This window comes from Catenuloplanes nepalensis (assembly GCF_030811575.1).
Taxonomy (GTDB): domain Bacteria; phylum Actinomycetota; class Actinomycetes; order Mycobacteriales; family Micromonosporaceae; genus Catenuloplanes; species Catenuloplanes nepalensis.
In genome coordinates, this window is record NZ_JAUSRA010000001.1 from 7,259,439 (window position 1) to 7,272,425 (window position 12,987).

15 protein-coding genes are annotated in these 12,987 nt (G+C 72.1%); 6 read left to right on the top strand and 9 right to left on the bottom strand.

The features are described from left to right. Positions 1-6 precede the first annotated feature (6 nt). The 3 genes from J2S43_RS31235 to J2S43_RS31245 form a co-directional block, all read right to left on the bottom strand. On the bottom strand, positions 7-771 hold the full coding sequence (locus tag J2S43_RS31235) for an ABC transporter permease (protein WP_306835147.1): 765 nt from the start codon (positions 769-771) through the stop codon (positions 7-9). A 2-nt stretch (positions 772-773) separates the two neighbouring features. Continuing rightward, positions 774-1,715: an ATP-binding cassette domain-containing protein gene (locus tag J2S43_RS31240; RefSeq protein ID WP_306835149.1), complete on the bottom strand. Its 942-nt coding sequence runs from the start codon at positions 1,713-1,715 to the stop codon at positions 774-776. A 97-nt stretch (positions 1,716-1,812) separates the two neighbouring features. Then, entirely contained in the window at positions 1,813-2,406 is a 594-nt protein-coding gene (locus J2S43_RS31245) for a PadR family transcriptional regulator (RefSeq protein ID WP_306835151.1), read from the bottom strand. A gap of 144 nt (positions 2,407-2,550) precedes the next feature. Between J2S43_RS31245 and J2S43_RS31250 the strand changes: the two genes are divergently transcribed. Beyond that, positions 2,551-4,314 carry an acetyl/propionyl/methylcrotonyl-CoA carboxylase subunit alpha gene (locus J2S43_RS31250; RefSeq protein WP_306835153.1) on the top strand — a complete coding sequence of 588 codons (1,764 nt, stop codon included), beginning with the start codon at positions 2,551-2,553 and terminating at the stop codon, positions 4,312-4,314. 422 nt (positions 4,315-4,736) lie between these two features. Here the strand turns inward: J2S43_RS31250 and J2S43_RS31255 are convergent, their stop codons facing one another. Further along, positions 4,737-4,967 carry a hypothetical protein gene (locus J2S43_RS31255; RefSeq protein ID WP_306835155.1) on the bottom strand — a complete coding sequence of 77 codons (231 nt, stop codon included), beginning with the start codon at positions 4,965-4,967 and terminating at the stop codon, positions 4,737-4,739. 83 nt (positions 4,968-5,050) lie between these two features. On the opposite strand from J2S43_RS31255, the gene J2S43_RS31260 reads away from it, so the two are divergent. From J2S43_RS31260 to J2S43_RS31275, 4 genes are read left to right on the top strand one after another with little or no spacing between them, the layout of a single operon-like run. Then, positions 5,051-5,719 carry a TetR/AcrR family transcriptional regulator C-terminal domain-containing protein gene (locus tag J2S43_RS31260; protein WP_306835157.1) on the top strand — a complete coding sequence of 223 codons (669 nt, stop codon included), beginning with the start codon at positions 5,051-5,053 and terminating at the stop codon, positions 5,717-5,719. Between the two features lie 54 nt (positions 5,720-5,773). Beyond that, entirely contained in the window at positions 5,774-5,974 is a 201-nt protein-coding gene (locus tag J2S43_RS31265) for a hypothetical protein (RefSeq protein ID WP_306835158.1), read from the top strand. 42 nt (positions 5,975-6,016) lie between these two features. Further along, on the top strand, positions 6,017-6,232 hold the full coding sequence (locus J2S43_RS31270; RefSeq protein ID WP_306835160.1) for a hypothetical protein: 216 nt from the start codon (positions 6,017-6,019) through the stop codon (positions 6,230-6,232). Next, on the top strand, positions 6,193-6,477 hold the full coding sequence (locus J2S43_RS31275; RefSeq protein WP_306835162.1) for a hypothetical protein: 285 nt from the start codon (positions 6,193-6,195) through the stop codon (positions 6,475-6,477). The genes J2S43_RS31270 and J2S43_RS31275 overlap by 40 nt, the downstream gene beginning before the upstream one ends. 89 nt (positions 6,478-6,566) lie before the next feature. Here J2S43_RS31275 and thrS read toward each other — a convergent pair whose 3' ends face one another. Together thrS and J2S43_RS31285 are read right to left on the bottom strand one after the other, a co-directional pair. Continuing rightward, entirely contained in the window at positions 6,567-7,775 is a 1,209-nt protein-coding gene (gene thrS, locus J2S43_RS31280) for a threonine--tRNA ligase (RefSeq protein ID WP_306835164.1), read from the bottom strand. Positions 7,776-8,222: 447 nt separating this feature from the next. Then, positions 8,223-9,638, bottom strand: a complete 1,416-nt coding sequence (locus J2S43_RS31285; RefSeq protein ID WP_306835165.1) for an NAD(P)H-quinone dehydrogenase — start codon at positions 9,636-9,638, stop codon at positions 8,223-8,225. A 102-nt stretch (positions 9,639-9,740) separates the two neighbouring features. Between J2S43_RS31285 and J2S43_RS31290 the strand changes: the two genes are divergently transcribed. Then, positions 9,741-10,199 (top strand): gamma-glutamylcyclotransferase family protein, encoded by a 459-nt coding sequence (locus J2S43_RS31290; RefSeq protein WP_306835167.1) that lies wholly within the window; start codon positions 9,741-9,743, stop codon positions 10,197-10,199. 64 nt (positions 10,200-10,263) lie between these two features. Here the strand turns inward: J2S43_RS31290 and J2S43_RS31295 are convergent, their stop codons facing one another. The 3 genes from J2S43_RS31295 to J2S43_RS31305 are packed head-to-tail and all read right to left on the bottom strand — an operon-like array spanning position 10,264 to position 12,958. Next, positions 10,264-11,007, bottom strand: a complete 744-nt coding sequence (locus J2S43_RS31295) for an SCO6745 family protein (RefSeq protein WP_306835169.1) — start codon at positions 11,005-11,007, stop codon at positions 10,264-10,266. Next, positions 11,004-12,329, bottom strand: a complete 1,326-nt coding sequence (locus J2S43_RS42315; protein ID WP_370881677.1) for a hypothetical protein — start codon at positions 12,327-12,329, stop codon at positions 11,004-11,006. Before J2S43_RS42315 ends, J2S43_RS31295 begins: the two co-directional genes overlap by 4 nt. Continuing rightward, complete coding sequence (locus tag J2S43_RS31305) at positions 12,326-12,958, bottom strand: MBL fold metallo-hydrolase (RefSeq protein ID WP_306835171.1); 633 nt, start codon at positions 12,956-12,958, stop codon at positions 12,326-12,328. Before J2S43_RS31305 ends, J2S43_RS42315 begins: the two co-directional genes overlap by 4 nt. Positions 12,959-12,987 lie beyond the last annotated feature (29 nt).

The following is a 12,987-nucleotide window of genomic DNA, read 5'->3' on the forward strand; positions in this document are numbered from 1 at the left end:
GAACGGTCAGCGGATGCTGCGGGCGAACATTCTCGCCGCCCAGGCCGTGGCGAGGACGGCCAGCACGAGCGTGATGGTGAGCCCCTGCCAGACCTCGGGCGCGCCGGGGTCGCCGGCGAAGAGCGCGCGGGTGCCGTCGACGGCCCAGGAGAACGGGTTCCAGTCGGCGACGCGCTGCAGCCAGACCGGCGCGAACGTGAGCGGCAGCAGGATGCCGGAGAGCAGCAGCAGCGGCTGGGAGACCGTGTTCATCACCGGGGCCAACGCGTCCTCGCTCTTCAGCAGCAGTGCGACGCCGTAGGAGAGCGCGGACGTCATCAGCGCGATCAGCGCGAGCATCAGGTATGCCAGGAGCAGGTCGCCGATCGCCACCCGGAGGCCGAACGGCAGCGCCAGCAGCGTGATGATCACAGCCTGGACCAGCAGGCTGACCACGTCCTGCAAGGACCGGCCGAGCAGCAGCGCGGTGCGGCTGACCGGCGTGACCCGGGATCGCTCGATCACGCCGGCGCGCAGCTCGGAGATCAGGCCGAAGCCCTGGAAGAGCCCGCCGAAGATGGCGAGCATGACGAGCAGGCCGGGCACGAACGTGCGGTAGACCTCGGCGTCGCTGATCGTGCCGCCGGCCGACAGCGCGGGTTTGAGCAGCGGCGCGAACAGCAGCAGGAACATGAGCGGCTGGAACAGGTTGATGAAGATCCAGACCGGCTGGCGCAGCAGCAGGCGCAGCTGGTTCTGGAAGACGAGCCAGATGTCCCGGAGAAATTTCATGGTCAGCTCTCCCGCAGCGATCGGCCGGTCTTCTCCAGGAACACGTCGTCGAGGCTGGGCCGGTGCAGCTCGATCGTGGCGAGCGCGATGCCGGCGCCGTCGAGCACGCGCATGATCTGCGGGATGGCGGTGCCACCCGCGTCGACGTAGAGCCGCAGGCCGTCGCCGGTCTGCTCCAGGCTCGTCACGAACGGCGCGCCGTCCAGCAGCTTCGCCGCCTCGGTGGCGGACCCGTTCACCGCGACCGTGACCACGTCGCCGGCGATCTCGCGCTTGAGCTCCGCGGGTGTGCCCTCGGCGACCAGCGTGCCGTGGTCCATGATGGAGATCCGGTCGCAGAGCGCGTCGGCCTCGTCGAGGTAGTGCGTGGTCACGAAGACGGTCATGCCGGCGTCGCGAAGCCGGCGGATCTCATCCCACATGTGCACGCGGCTCTGCGGGTCGAGCCCGGTGGTCGGCTCGTCCAGGAACACCACCTGCGGCTGGTGGATGACGCCGAGCGCGATGTCGACGCGGCGGCGCTGACCCCCGGAATACGTCCCGCAGGGCCGGTCGGCGAACTCGGTGAGCTGGAACGCGGCGACCGCGGCGTCGGCGCGGCGCCGGGACTCGGCCTTGCTCACGCCGTAGAACCGGGACTGCAGCACCAGCTCCTGGCGCGCGACACTGCCGTCGTTGGTGCTGCCGCCCTGAGCGACGTAGCCGATCCGGCGGCGGACCTCGCCCGGCGCGCGGAGCAGGTCGGCGCCGGCGATCGTGGCCGCGCCGCCGTCCGGCGTGATCAGCGTGGCGAGCATCCGCAGCGTGGTGGTCTTGCCGGCCCCGTTCGGCCCGAGGAAGCCGTAGATCTCACCGGCCCGCACGTGGAGGTCGACGCCGCGCACGGCGTCGACCGTTCCCCGTCGGCTGCGGAACGACTTCCGCAGCCCTTTGGTCTCGATCATTTCCCCGCTCAACTCCCCCAGTTGCATCGACATGAGCGCACGCCCGGCGGGCGCGCTCAGGCTAACGCGATATAACGTGGCTAATCAAGCTTGATTATTACTCAACCTGATCCGCGTAGCCCTGCCATCCCTCCGGCCAGGACGTGGACGCGGGCAGATACGACTCGCCGCTCTCGACGAGCGCCGCCACCCGCTCGCACCAGGCGATCTCGCCCTCGGCGCGGGCCATCTGCAGTTGCCACATCCAGGCCACGTGCGGCGGCTTGCCCGAGGTCGCGCTCATCCAGCCGGACTCCATCGCGGCCTGGAGGCTCTCGTTGTTCGCCCGCAGCAGCCGGGCCCGGTTGCGCAGCGCGGCAGCGGCCTCCTCCCTGGGCAGCGCCGGGAGCAGCGAGAACGCGGCGAAGAACGGGTCGACCGAGCCCTCCAGGTTCCACCAGGCGCCACGCAGCAGGTTCTGGAACTCGTCCTCGCCCTTCGGCGTGAGCTCATAGGTGGTGCGGGCCGGGCGCGCGCCGACCTGCTCCGTCGTCACCTCGCGGAGCATGCCGTCCTCGGTGAGCTTGCGGAGCGCGTGGTAGATCGAGCCGGGCTGCACGTTCGCCCACTTGTCGGCGCTCCAGCTGAGCAGCTCCCGGCGGACGTCGTACCCGTGCACCGGCTGGGTCCAGCGCACGAGACCGAGAATCATGAGACGAGTGGTAGACACGCCATGAAGCGTAATAAACAAGTTTGACTAGTTGACCGGCCACTAAACTTCCGATCAGTAACTTGTCGCCGGCTGTGCCGACTCCGGGGGACGACCCCGGAAACCCGAGAGCCCCAGGAGCGTGCCGTGCGCAGAGTGCTCATCGCCAACCGGGGCGAGATCGCCGTCCGGGTCGTCCGTGCCTGCCGTGACGCGGGGCTGGCCAGCGTGGCGGTCTACGCGGACTCCGACCGGGACGCGCCGCACGCGCGGCTGGCGGACGAGGCCTACGCGCTCGGCGGTGACACGCCCGCGGAGACCTACCTGCACATCGGCAAACTGCTGGAGCGCGCCGCACAGTCCGGCGCGGACGCCGTACACCCCGGTTATGGCTTTCTCTCCGAGAACGCGGAGTTCGCGCAGGCGGTGCTGGACGCGGGTCTGACCTGGATCGGGCCCACGCCGGCGGCGATCCGCGACCTGGGCGACAAGGTGACCGCGCGGCACATCGCGCAGCGGGCCGGCGCGCCGCTGGTGCCGGGCACGTCCGAGCCGGTCGCCGGGCCGGACGAGGTGATCGCGTTCGCGGACGAGCACGGGCTGCCGGTCGCGATCAAGGCGGCGTTCGGCGGCGGCGGGCGCGGGCTCAAGGTCGCGCGGACCCGCGAGGAGATCCCGGCGCTGTTCGAGTCCGCGACCCGCGAGGCGGTGGCCGCGTTCGGCCGTGGCGAGTGTTTCGTCGAGCGATACCTGGACCAGCCGCGGCACGTCGAGGCGCAGGTGCTCGCGGACACGCACGGCACCGTGATCGTGGTCGGCACCCGGGACTGCTCGCTGCAGCGCCGCCACCAGAAGCTGGTCGAGGAGGCGCCCGCGCCGTTCCTCACCGAGGGGCAGCGCGCGCAGATCCACTCCTCGGCGAAGGCGATCTGCCGGGAGGCCGGCTATCACGGCGCCGGCACGGTCGAATACCTCGTCGGCCGGGACGGGACCATCTCGTTCCTGGAGGTCAACACGCGGCTGCAGGTCGAGCACCCGGTGACCGAGGAGACCTCCGGCATCGACCTGGTCCGCGAGCAGTTCCGGATCGCGGCCGGCGAGAAGCTGCGCTTCGACGCGGATCCGGTGCCGCGCGGGCACGCGATCGAGTTCCGGATCAACGGCGAGGATCCCGGCCGCGGCTTCCTGCCCGCGCCCGGCACGGTCACCTCGCTGGTGCTGCCGGCCGGCCCCGGCGTCCGCGTCGACGCGGGCATCGAGAGCGGCAGCGTGGTCGGCGGCGCGTTCGACTCGCTGCTCGCCAAGGTGATCATCGTCGGTGAGACGCGGACCGAGGCGCTGGAGCGGGCCCGCCGCGCGCTCGACGAGATGACCGTCGACGGCATGGCCACCGCGCTGCCGTTCCACCGCCTGATCGTCCGCGACCCCGCGTTCACCGCCGAGCCGTTCGGCGTGCACACCCGCTGGATCGAGACCGAGTGGGCGGGCGAGGTCCCGGCCTTCACCGGCGGTGCGCCCGGCCCGGCCGTCGGCGAGCGCGAGACGCTGGTGGTCGAGGTCGGCGGCAAGCGGCTGGAGGTCAGCCTCCCGGCCGGCTTCGGCACCGGTCCTGCCGGCTTCGGCACCGGTCCGGCCCGGGTAACCGAGCGGACCGCAGCGCGTCGTGGCGGCCGGAGCACCGGGGCCGTCGCGGGTGGCGACGCGCTGGCCTCGCCGATGCAGGGCACGATCGTCAAGATCGCGGTCGCGGAGGGCGACGCGGTCGCGGAGGGCGACCTGATCGTGGTGCTGGAGGCGATGAAGATGGAACAGCCGCTCAACGCGCACAAATCCGGCACGATCACGGATCTGGCAGCCACGGTGGGCGGCACGGTCACGGCCGGCGGCGTGATCTGCTCCATCAAGGACTGAAGAACCTCAAAGACTTAGATCATTTTCCCGCTTCCGGCGTGGTCCGGACCGCATGCTCCCGCGGGCACCGGTCGGCCGCGGGCGGCCTCCCTTCCGGTTCACCGGTGGTCCCGAAAACCCGGCGCGCGGCGCCCCGCGGTTCGCGCGGCCCCCACGAATCACCGGGCCTTCCGGCGTCCGGGCCGCCCTTCCAGCGCACGAGCAGGCCCCTCCAGTGCACGGGCCGGCCCCATGTCGCTCTACTGCCCCTTCGGCGTCAAGATGAGAAGCACCTCCGACGAGGTCTCCCCATATCCCGAAATTTCCGGCGCGTCGCCCCCGGATGAACAGCACTGCTCGCACCTCAACCCCGAAAGCTCGGTAACGACATGGGGGACGCCTGGATCACGGATCGTCGGCGCGGTCGCCCGGATGCCGGACGGTCAGCTGCCCGTCACGTCGGGGTAGATCTCGACGTCGTAGATGAGGCGGACCGGCTCGCCGTTGGTGATGCCGATGAAGACCGGCGCGGCGGCCGGAGTGTGTCCCTTGCGCCAGACCTCGGCCTCGGCCGCGCCGCGCGACTCCGGGTGCGTCCCGCCGCGGCGATGGAGTTCGACCACGCGACGCGCGGTGTTCCGGTCGGTATCGAGTTGAATTCGCAGCAGAGGCATCGGTCGTCCGTACCCTCCCGGTCGTCGTGGTGTTAATTTAACGACGTTAAGTTAAGCGTCGCAAGCCATTAACGGAGGCACGATTGTCCAGGTCAGAACCGGACCGGGCGGGTGCGGTGTGGCTGCGGGTGGAGCCGGCGCGGGCCCGGCGGACGACCCCGCTGACCCGGGAGCGGATCGTCGCCGAGGCCGTGGAGCTGCTCGATCTGCACGGCGCCGATGGGCTGACCATGCGCCGGCTGGCCGAGCGGCTCGCGGTGACCTCGACCGCGCTCTACTGGCACGTGAGGACCAAGGACGACGTGCTCGACCTGGCCACCGACGAGATCTTCGGCGAGGTGCGGCTGCCGGAGCCGGGCGACTGGCGACACGACGTGCGCGCGCTGGCCTCGGGCTGGCGCGCGGCGATGCTGCGGCACCCGTGGGCACCGCAGCTGATCGGCCGGCCGATGCTCGGGCCGAACGTGCTGGCCCGCACCGAGTTCCTGCAGGCCGCGCTGGTCCGCGGTGGTCTCGTCGGCCGGGAGCTGGCGGTGGTCACCCGGCTGCTGGCCAACTACGTGATCGGGGCCGCGCTCACCGAGAGCACCTGGCGGCAGACCCGCGACCTCCGGGCGCGGCAGCACCTGGTGGCGCACCGGGACGCCTACCCCACGCTGGTCGCGTCCGGCCACCTGGACGAGAGCCCGTGGGACGACGACGAGCTGTTCACCCGCGGCCTCGACGCGATCCTCACGGCGGCTCCGGGCTGAGTGCCCGCGTGCGCCGACAGCGAAGTCGTTCGGCCCCTGACCATCAGGACCCGCGTGGACACCTCACGACTGCACGAGGAGCCGCTGGGCAGCCTGCTCGTGCTCTCGGCCCGACTGCCCCAGCAGCGCTGGGGCGGTTACCCTGCCACGCACCACAATCTGACCCCGGCCGGGGTCGCCGTGCTCACCGCGCCGGGCATGCACGGCGGCGACCTCGGTCACCGGCAGGTCGCCGAGAAGTGTCGTTTCCGCTGATCATGGAGTTCTCGTTCACCATGGAGATCGTGGGCTGTCTCGGTGGAGAAGATCGTGCTCGCGATGACCCGGTCGGCCGCGTCCGTGGTGCTCATGTACCTGATCGGCTTCCTGGTGCTCGGCGACGTGCCGTGGCACTCCCCCGGCGTACCGCTGATGGTCGCGTCCCTGCTCCTGGGCGGCTGGGTGGGCGCGTCGATCGGCTCACGCTCGGCACGATGGTGCCGCCCTCGAAGATCAGCATCGTGTTCGCGCTGATCATGACGCCGCTGATGTTCACCGGCGCCACCCAGTACCCGTGGAAGTCGCTGGACTCGATGGCGTGGTTCCAGGTGGTGACGCTGTTGAACCCGCTGACCTACCTGTCCGAGGCGGTCAGCGCCGCGTCGATGCCGGAGGTCCCGCACATCGCGCCGTGGATCTCGCTGCTCGCGCTGCCCGGCTTCGGCGCCGTCTTCACCGCCGCCGGCCTCCACGGCTTCCGCCGCCGCGCCGTCGCGTGAGCCCGCACCATGATCGAGGCGTCGTCCATGTCGTTCCAACGACGTGAACGACGCCTCGATCACCGTAGGGGCGGGACGCGCTACCGGCGTCAGGCGGCGTCGTGCGGGTCGGCCTCCTCCCGCAGGCGGCGCAGCGCCGAGGCGGCCGGCATCGGGGCGAGACCGGGCGCGTTGCGCGGGCGCAGCGAGACCTCGCCGGACGCGGCCTCGGACGGGCCGATGATCGCGGCGTACGGCACCCGCTGTTGCGCGGACCGCCGGACCCGGGACGACACCGAGCCGTCCGCCACCACCTCCGCGCGCAGTCCGGCGTAGATCGCCGCGCGGCAGAACTCGCGCGCCGCGTCCTCCTGCGCGGCCGAGATCGGCAGCACCTGGAGCTGGCGGGGCGCGTACCACAGCGGGAACGCGCCGTCGTGCACCTCGATCAGGTAGGCGAACAGCCGTTCCATGCTCCCGACCAGGCTGCGATGGATCATCACCGGCACCTGCCGCGCGCCCGCGGAGTCCACGTAGGACAGCCCGAACTGCGCCGGCTGGTGGAAGTCGAGCTGGACGGTGGACAGGGTCATCTCCCGGCCGCCCGCGTCCACCACCTGGATGTCGATCTTCGGTCCGTAGAACGCGGCCTCGCCCGGCTCCTCCGCGAACGCACGGCCGGAGTCGCGCAGTACGTCCCGCAGGATCCCCTCGGCCCGGTCCCACATCGCGCCGTCGCCGACGTACTTCGGGCCGTCGCCGCGCAGCGACAGCCGGAACCCGGCCGGTTTCACGCCGAGCGCCGCGTGCGCCTTGCCGATCATGCGGAGCACCAGGCCGATCTCGTCGGCGACCAGGGACAGCGGCGCGAACACGTGCGCGTCGTTGAGCCACATGCCGCGCACCCGGCTCAGCCCGCCGAGCACGCCGGACCGTTCCGCCCGGTACATGCCGCCCAGCTCCGCGATGCGCAGCGGCAGCTCCCGGTAGGAGCGGCCGCGGGACCGGTAGATCAGCGCGTGGTGTGGGCACGCGGACGGTCTCAGCACGAACTCGTCGTCCGCGGAGAGCGCCATCACCGGGAACATGTCGTCCGCGTAGTGCGGCAGGTGCCCGCTGGTCAGGTACAGCTCCCTCCTGCCCAGCGGCGGCGAGTTGACGTGCTGGTAACCGGCGCGGCGTTCCTCCTCGCGCAGGTACTCCTCGACGGCGTGGCGGGCGGCCGCGCCGTCCGGCAGCCAGAGCGGCAGGCCGGAGCCGGCCAGCGGGTCGCTCGCGAACAGCTCCAGCTCACGGCCCAGCTTGCGGTGGTCGATCATGACAGGACTCCTTCGGGGGTACGGATGGGGGCCGCACGCTCCGAGGAGAGAGAAAGACGAAGCCCCGGAGCGAATCGCCCCGGGGCTTGCGTGTGCCGAGCTGCGTCAGCGCAGTGACAGTCGCCGCCGGGGAGAACCCGGCGTCGTCGTCTGCTGGCCGTATCGCATGGCATCCACCGTACCCGCGAAGGAATGTGGGCGCAGCCGGTTTTGATCGTGAGATCGACGGGCCCGTATACGGGCCGCCGGCACGGGACCTGCCGGCGGCCCCGGCACCGTCCCGCCACCGGCCTGCATCGCGAGCGACCGGTGGGATGGTGGTGCCGACGCCCGACATCGAGAACGGGGGACCCGATGTCGTGGGCCCCTCCACGGTACGCGCCGCGCGGCTCACCGAGCGCCAAATGTGGACGTTTCGCCCAAGTGAGTCGCGGCACTGATCAACTTTTATTCGAGGTCGTGCAGCATGAGCTGGCGCGCGGCCTCGGCGACCGACCCGGACAGCGACGGATAGATCGTGATCGTCTGGGCGAGCTGGTCCACGGTGAGGTTGTTCTCCACCGCGAGCGCGATCTGCTGGATCAGCTCGCTGGCCTTCGGCGCCACCACCACGCCGCCGATGACGTGCCCGCTCGGCCGGCAGAACATCTTCACGAAGCCGTCGTGCAGGTCGTCCATCTTGGCGCGGGCGTTGCCGTTCAGCGGCAGCATCACCTGGCGCGCGGTGACCTTGCCGGAGTCCACCTCGTCCTGCGAGACGCCGACCGTGGCCAGTTCCGGGTCGGTGAACACGTTCGCCGCGACCGTGCGCAGGCGCAGCGGGCGGACTGCGTCGCCGAGTGCGTGCCACATCGCGATCCGGCCCTGCATCGCGGCCACGCTGGCCAGCGGCAGCACGCCGGTGCAGTCGCCGGCCGCGTAGATGCCGGGGACGTTCGTGCGCGAGGTGCGGTCGACCGTGACGTAGCCGCCGCGGGCCACCTCGACGCCGTACTCCGAGAGGCCCAGGTCCGCGGTGTTCGGGATGGAGCCGACCGCCATCAGCGCGTGCGAGCCGAAGACCTCGCGGCCGTCCTCCAGCGTTACCTTGACACCGTCGCCACCACGGAGCACCGACTCGGCGCGCGAGTTGTTCAGGATGTTCATGCCCCGGGAGCGGAAGACGCGCTCGATCGCCATCGCGGCGTCCGCGTCCTCGTGCGGCATGACCCGGTCCCGGCTGGAGACCAACGTCACGTCAATTCCCATCGCCAGGTAGGCGCTGGCGAACTCCGCGCCGGTGACGCCGGACCCGATCACGACGAGGTGTTCCGGCAGCTCCGGCAGGTCGTAGATCTCTCGCCAGGTCAGGATGCGCTCGCCGTCCGGCATCGCGGACGGGAGCTGACGCGGCGTGGCCCCGGTCGCGATCAGAACCGTGCGAGCATCAATAGAATACTCAGCGTCACCATTGTCCGGCGTGACCAGAACCCGGTGAGTGTGACCCAGCGTGTCGTCGCCGAGACGCGCCCGGCCGGACACCATGGTCACGCCCGCCTTGATCAGCTTGTCGTGGATGTCCGACGACTGCGCCAGCGCCAGCCGCTTCACCCGCGCGTGCACGGCGGGCGCGTCCACGGTCACCGCCTCCAGGCCGTCGGAGTCGATGCCGAACTCCTCCGTGTCCCGGAACGCGGTCACCACACCCGAACTGGCGATGAAGGTCTTCGACGGCACACAGTCGAACAGCACGCAGGCGCCGCCCGCGCCGTCCTGCTCGACCACCGTCACCTCGGCGCCCAGTTGCGCCGCGACCAGCGCCGCCTCATATCCGGCCGGACCGCCACCGATGATGACGATTCCACCCGCTACCGCACCGCTCATGCCTGATTCCTCCCGACCACGATCTGGTTTTTCCCCGTAAACCAGATACGACACGCTCGGTCATATTCTCCCCCACCGGTCCGCCGGGCTATCGTCATCGCCGTGCGTCATTACGCCGCGTATGGCTCAAACCTCGACCCAGCCCGCATGCATGCTTACGCTCCGCACTCGCCCATGATCGGGGTCGGGTGGCTGGAGGGGTGGCGGCTGACCTTCGCCGGGGAGGACGTCCTCGGCTGGGAGGGCGCCGTCACCACGGTGGTGGAGTCGCCGGGCGACCGCGTGTTCGTGGCCCTCTACGACGTCGACGAGTTCGACGCCGCCCAGCTCGACGAGGTCGAGGGGGTGAACTCCGGCACATACCGGAAGCTGACCGTGCGGGTCGCGACCCTCGAAGGCGAGGTCACCGCGTGGGTCTACGTGCTCAACGGATACGAGGGCGGCCTGCCCACCTCGTGGTACCTCACCGAGATCGCCAACGCGGCCCAGGCGGCCGGCGCGCCCGACGACTACGTGGCCGAGCTGCGCGCCCGGCCCACCCGCACCGCGAAGCCGGACTGAACCCGTGATCAGGGCGTCCCCCATGTCGTTCCAACGACCTGGGGGACGCCTCGATCACGGGGACTCAGTCGTCGGGCCAGATCAGCGCGGTGGCGGACTCCAGGAGGCCGAGCAACTCGGCGCGCTCGGCCAGCGACAGCACCTCGTAGGCCTGGCCGGCTATCCGGTCGGTGACCGCGTCCGCCCAGAGCCGCCGCCGGACCAGCGGCGGCACCTTCGGGTAGGGCGGCTGCCAGCCGTAGGCCACCGCGCCCGCCTCGCCCTCCGGCCCGGAGATCACCGCCTCCAGCGGGCTCAGGCCGCTGACCCGGGCGGCGATCAGGTGCGCCCCGGTGCGGTGCTCGCGCAGCAGGTGCAGCAGGATCGCGGCGTGGCCGCCGGCCCGCTGATCCGGCACCGGCATCGCCCGCCACGCGGCGAAGAGCGGCAGGCCGGCCGGGTCCGCGGCCAGCACCACCCGCCGGCACAGCTCGATCAGCCGGGCCAGCCGCGGGAACGTGGAGAGCCGCTCCACGCCCCAGCGCGCGCACTCGGTCAGATGCTCGGCCGCTATCTTCGACGGCGGCAGCACGGTCGCGGCCGCGTCCCAGCCGTCCGAGACCGCGTCCGGCGCTATGAAGCCCAGCGCGGCGGCCACCGTGTCGGCCCGCACGTCGCCGAGCGCGCCACCGCGCGCGGCCACGTAGTACGCCCAGCCGGAGAGACCGAGCCGCCGCGCGCGCTGCAGCGTCAGCGGGTCCTCCGCGAACGCCCCGCCGAGACGCAGTATGTGCGCCTTCGCGGCAGCCGCCGCCTGGTCGGGGGTCACGCGCCCGATTCTGCCTTGGCCGGACCGCCGCGGTCAGTCCTGCCCCGGCGTGCCGCACCTTTCCGCCCGCCGCTGTCGGCGAACGGCGCCGCAGGCTCGACGAACGGTCCTGCGCCGCTGTCCGGGGTCGCTTCCAGCGCGGCCGCGGTGTCCCCGTGCCGGCGCCGGGCCGCGCTCGCGCCCCGCTCCGCGGTCTTGCGCGCCAGTCTCCGCCGGCTCACCTCGTGGTCGGCCTCGTTGCGCTCGGCCTGGAGCGCGGCGATCCGCTCGGAGAGGTCCGCGACCGCGGCGACGGCGGCCCGCTCGGCGTCCTGAGCGGCCGCGAGTCCCGCCTCGGCCCGCTCCCGGTCGCGCAGCGCCTCCCGCTCGGCCCGCTCCAGCGCTCGTCGCGCGGCGGCCTCGGCCGTCCGGGCGGACGACCGGCCGGCGATGACGGTACGGCGGGCCGGCTCGTCCTGCCGATCCAGGCCGCGCGCGGCAGCGGGACGGACGGCCGCGTCACCGGATCCGGTCGCAGCAGCGGGTCCGGTCGCAGCGCCGAATTCGGTGGCGTCGCCGGGTCCGGTCGCACCGCCGGGTTCGGGCGCCGTTCGCCGCCCGGATCCGCTGCGGCGGCTTCGCACGCTCCCGTCCGCGTGACCCGTCGCCGCACTCGGTCCGGCCGCCGTGCGGGCCCGCCGGGCGCGCCCGCCGCCGGTGTTCCGGCCCTCTCCGGCGCTCTCGTCGCCGAGCACACCGTCCTCGGTCGGCGCCGTGTCCTCGGCGGGCACTATGTCCTCGGCGGGCGCGGTGTCCTCGGCGGACTCCTCGTCCGCGGCCGTGACCAGGCGCAGCCGGGGGCGGGGCACCTCGCCGAAGCCGGCGTAGGAGACCGGCCGCAGCAGCCGCCCGGACCGCACCGACGCCGAGATCTCCTCATCGGACAGTGCGGCGTTCAGAGTGTCCTCGACCTCGTTCAGCGGCAGTTTCGCGGTGGAGGCGCCGGCCGCGCCGGCGAGCGTGCGCACCTCCGCCACCAGCGACGCCACCACCCGGCGCCGCTGCGCCGAGAGTTCGCGCAGCTCGGCGCCGCGCAGCTCGCGCTGTGCCGTGCGCATCTCGCCGGCCAGCGCGGCCAGGTCGGCCAGCAGTTCCGGGCGGCGGATGGCCAGCAGGTTGACCAGCCAGGCCGCGATCACCGGCTTGCGCAGCGCGGCGATCTCCTTCGCCCCGGCCGTGTCGCCACGCGCCCGCGCCTCGGCCACGGCCTCGTCCCGGGCTGCCGTGAAGCGCTCCGGCGGCTCGCCGTAGAGGCGCCGGAGCAGGTCCGCGCCGAGGCTCACGACACGGTCGTCCCGGGCTCGAGACGGGCGTACTCGAAGTCCAGCAGCAGGTTCAGGTTGCGGTTGACCACGGCCAGGCCGATCTCGCTGAGCAGCGCCTCGTGCAGCGCGAACGCCCGCCGCGGGTTGACCTCGCGGCCGAAGTCGACGGCCTCGGCCATCCGCATCCACGGCCCGGAGATCGGCAGGAACAGCGTGTCGACGTCGGCGTCCGGGATCGCGAACGAGTCGCCCGGGTGGTAGACGTTCGTGCCGTCCGCCTCGACCAGCCAGGCCAGGTTCGGCACTCGCGGGATGTCCGGGTGGATGATCTGGTGCGCGCCGCCGTGCGCGCTCACCGCGAAGCCGGCCGCCTCGATCGACTCGCCGGGCTGCACCGTGGTGATCACGCTGGTCAGCTCCGGCAGCGCGGCCGCGACGCCCGGGTGCGCGAAGACCGGCACGCCGCGCTCCTTCACCGCGGCCACGATCCGCTCCGGCTCCGCGTGGTCGATGTGCTCGTGCGTGATCAGGATCGCGTCCGCACCGTCCAGCGCGGCGCGTTCACTGAACGCGCCCGGGTCGATGACCAGCACGCCGCCGTCGCGCTCCAGCCGGACACAGGCATGGGTGAACTTCGTGATCCGCATCGACGCCTCCTTCTGGCCGTGGCCGTCCC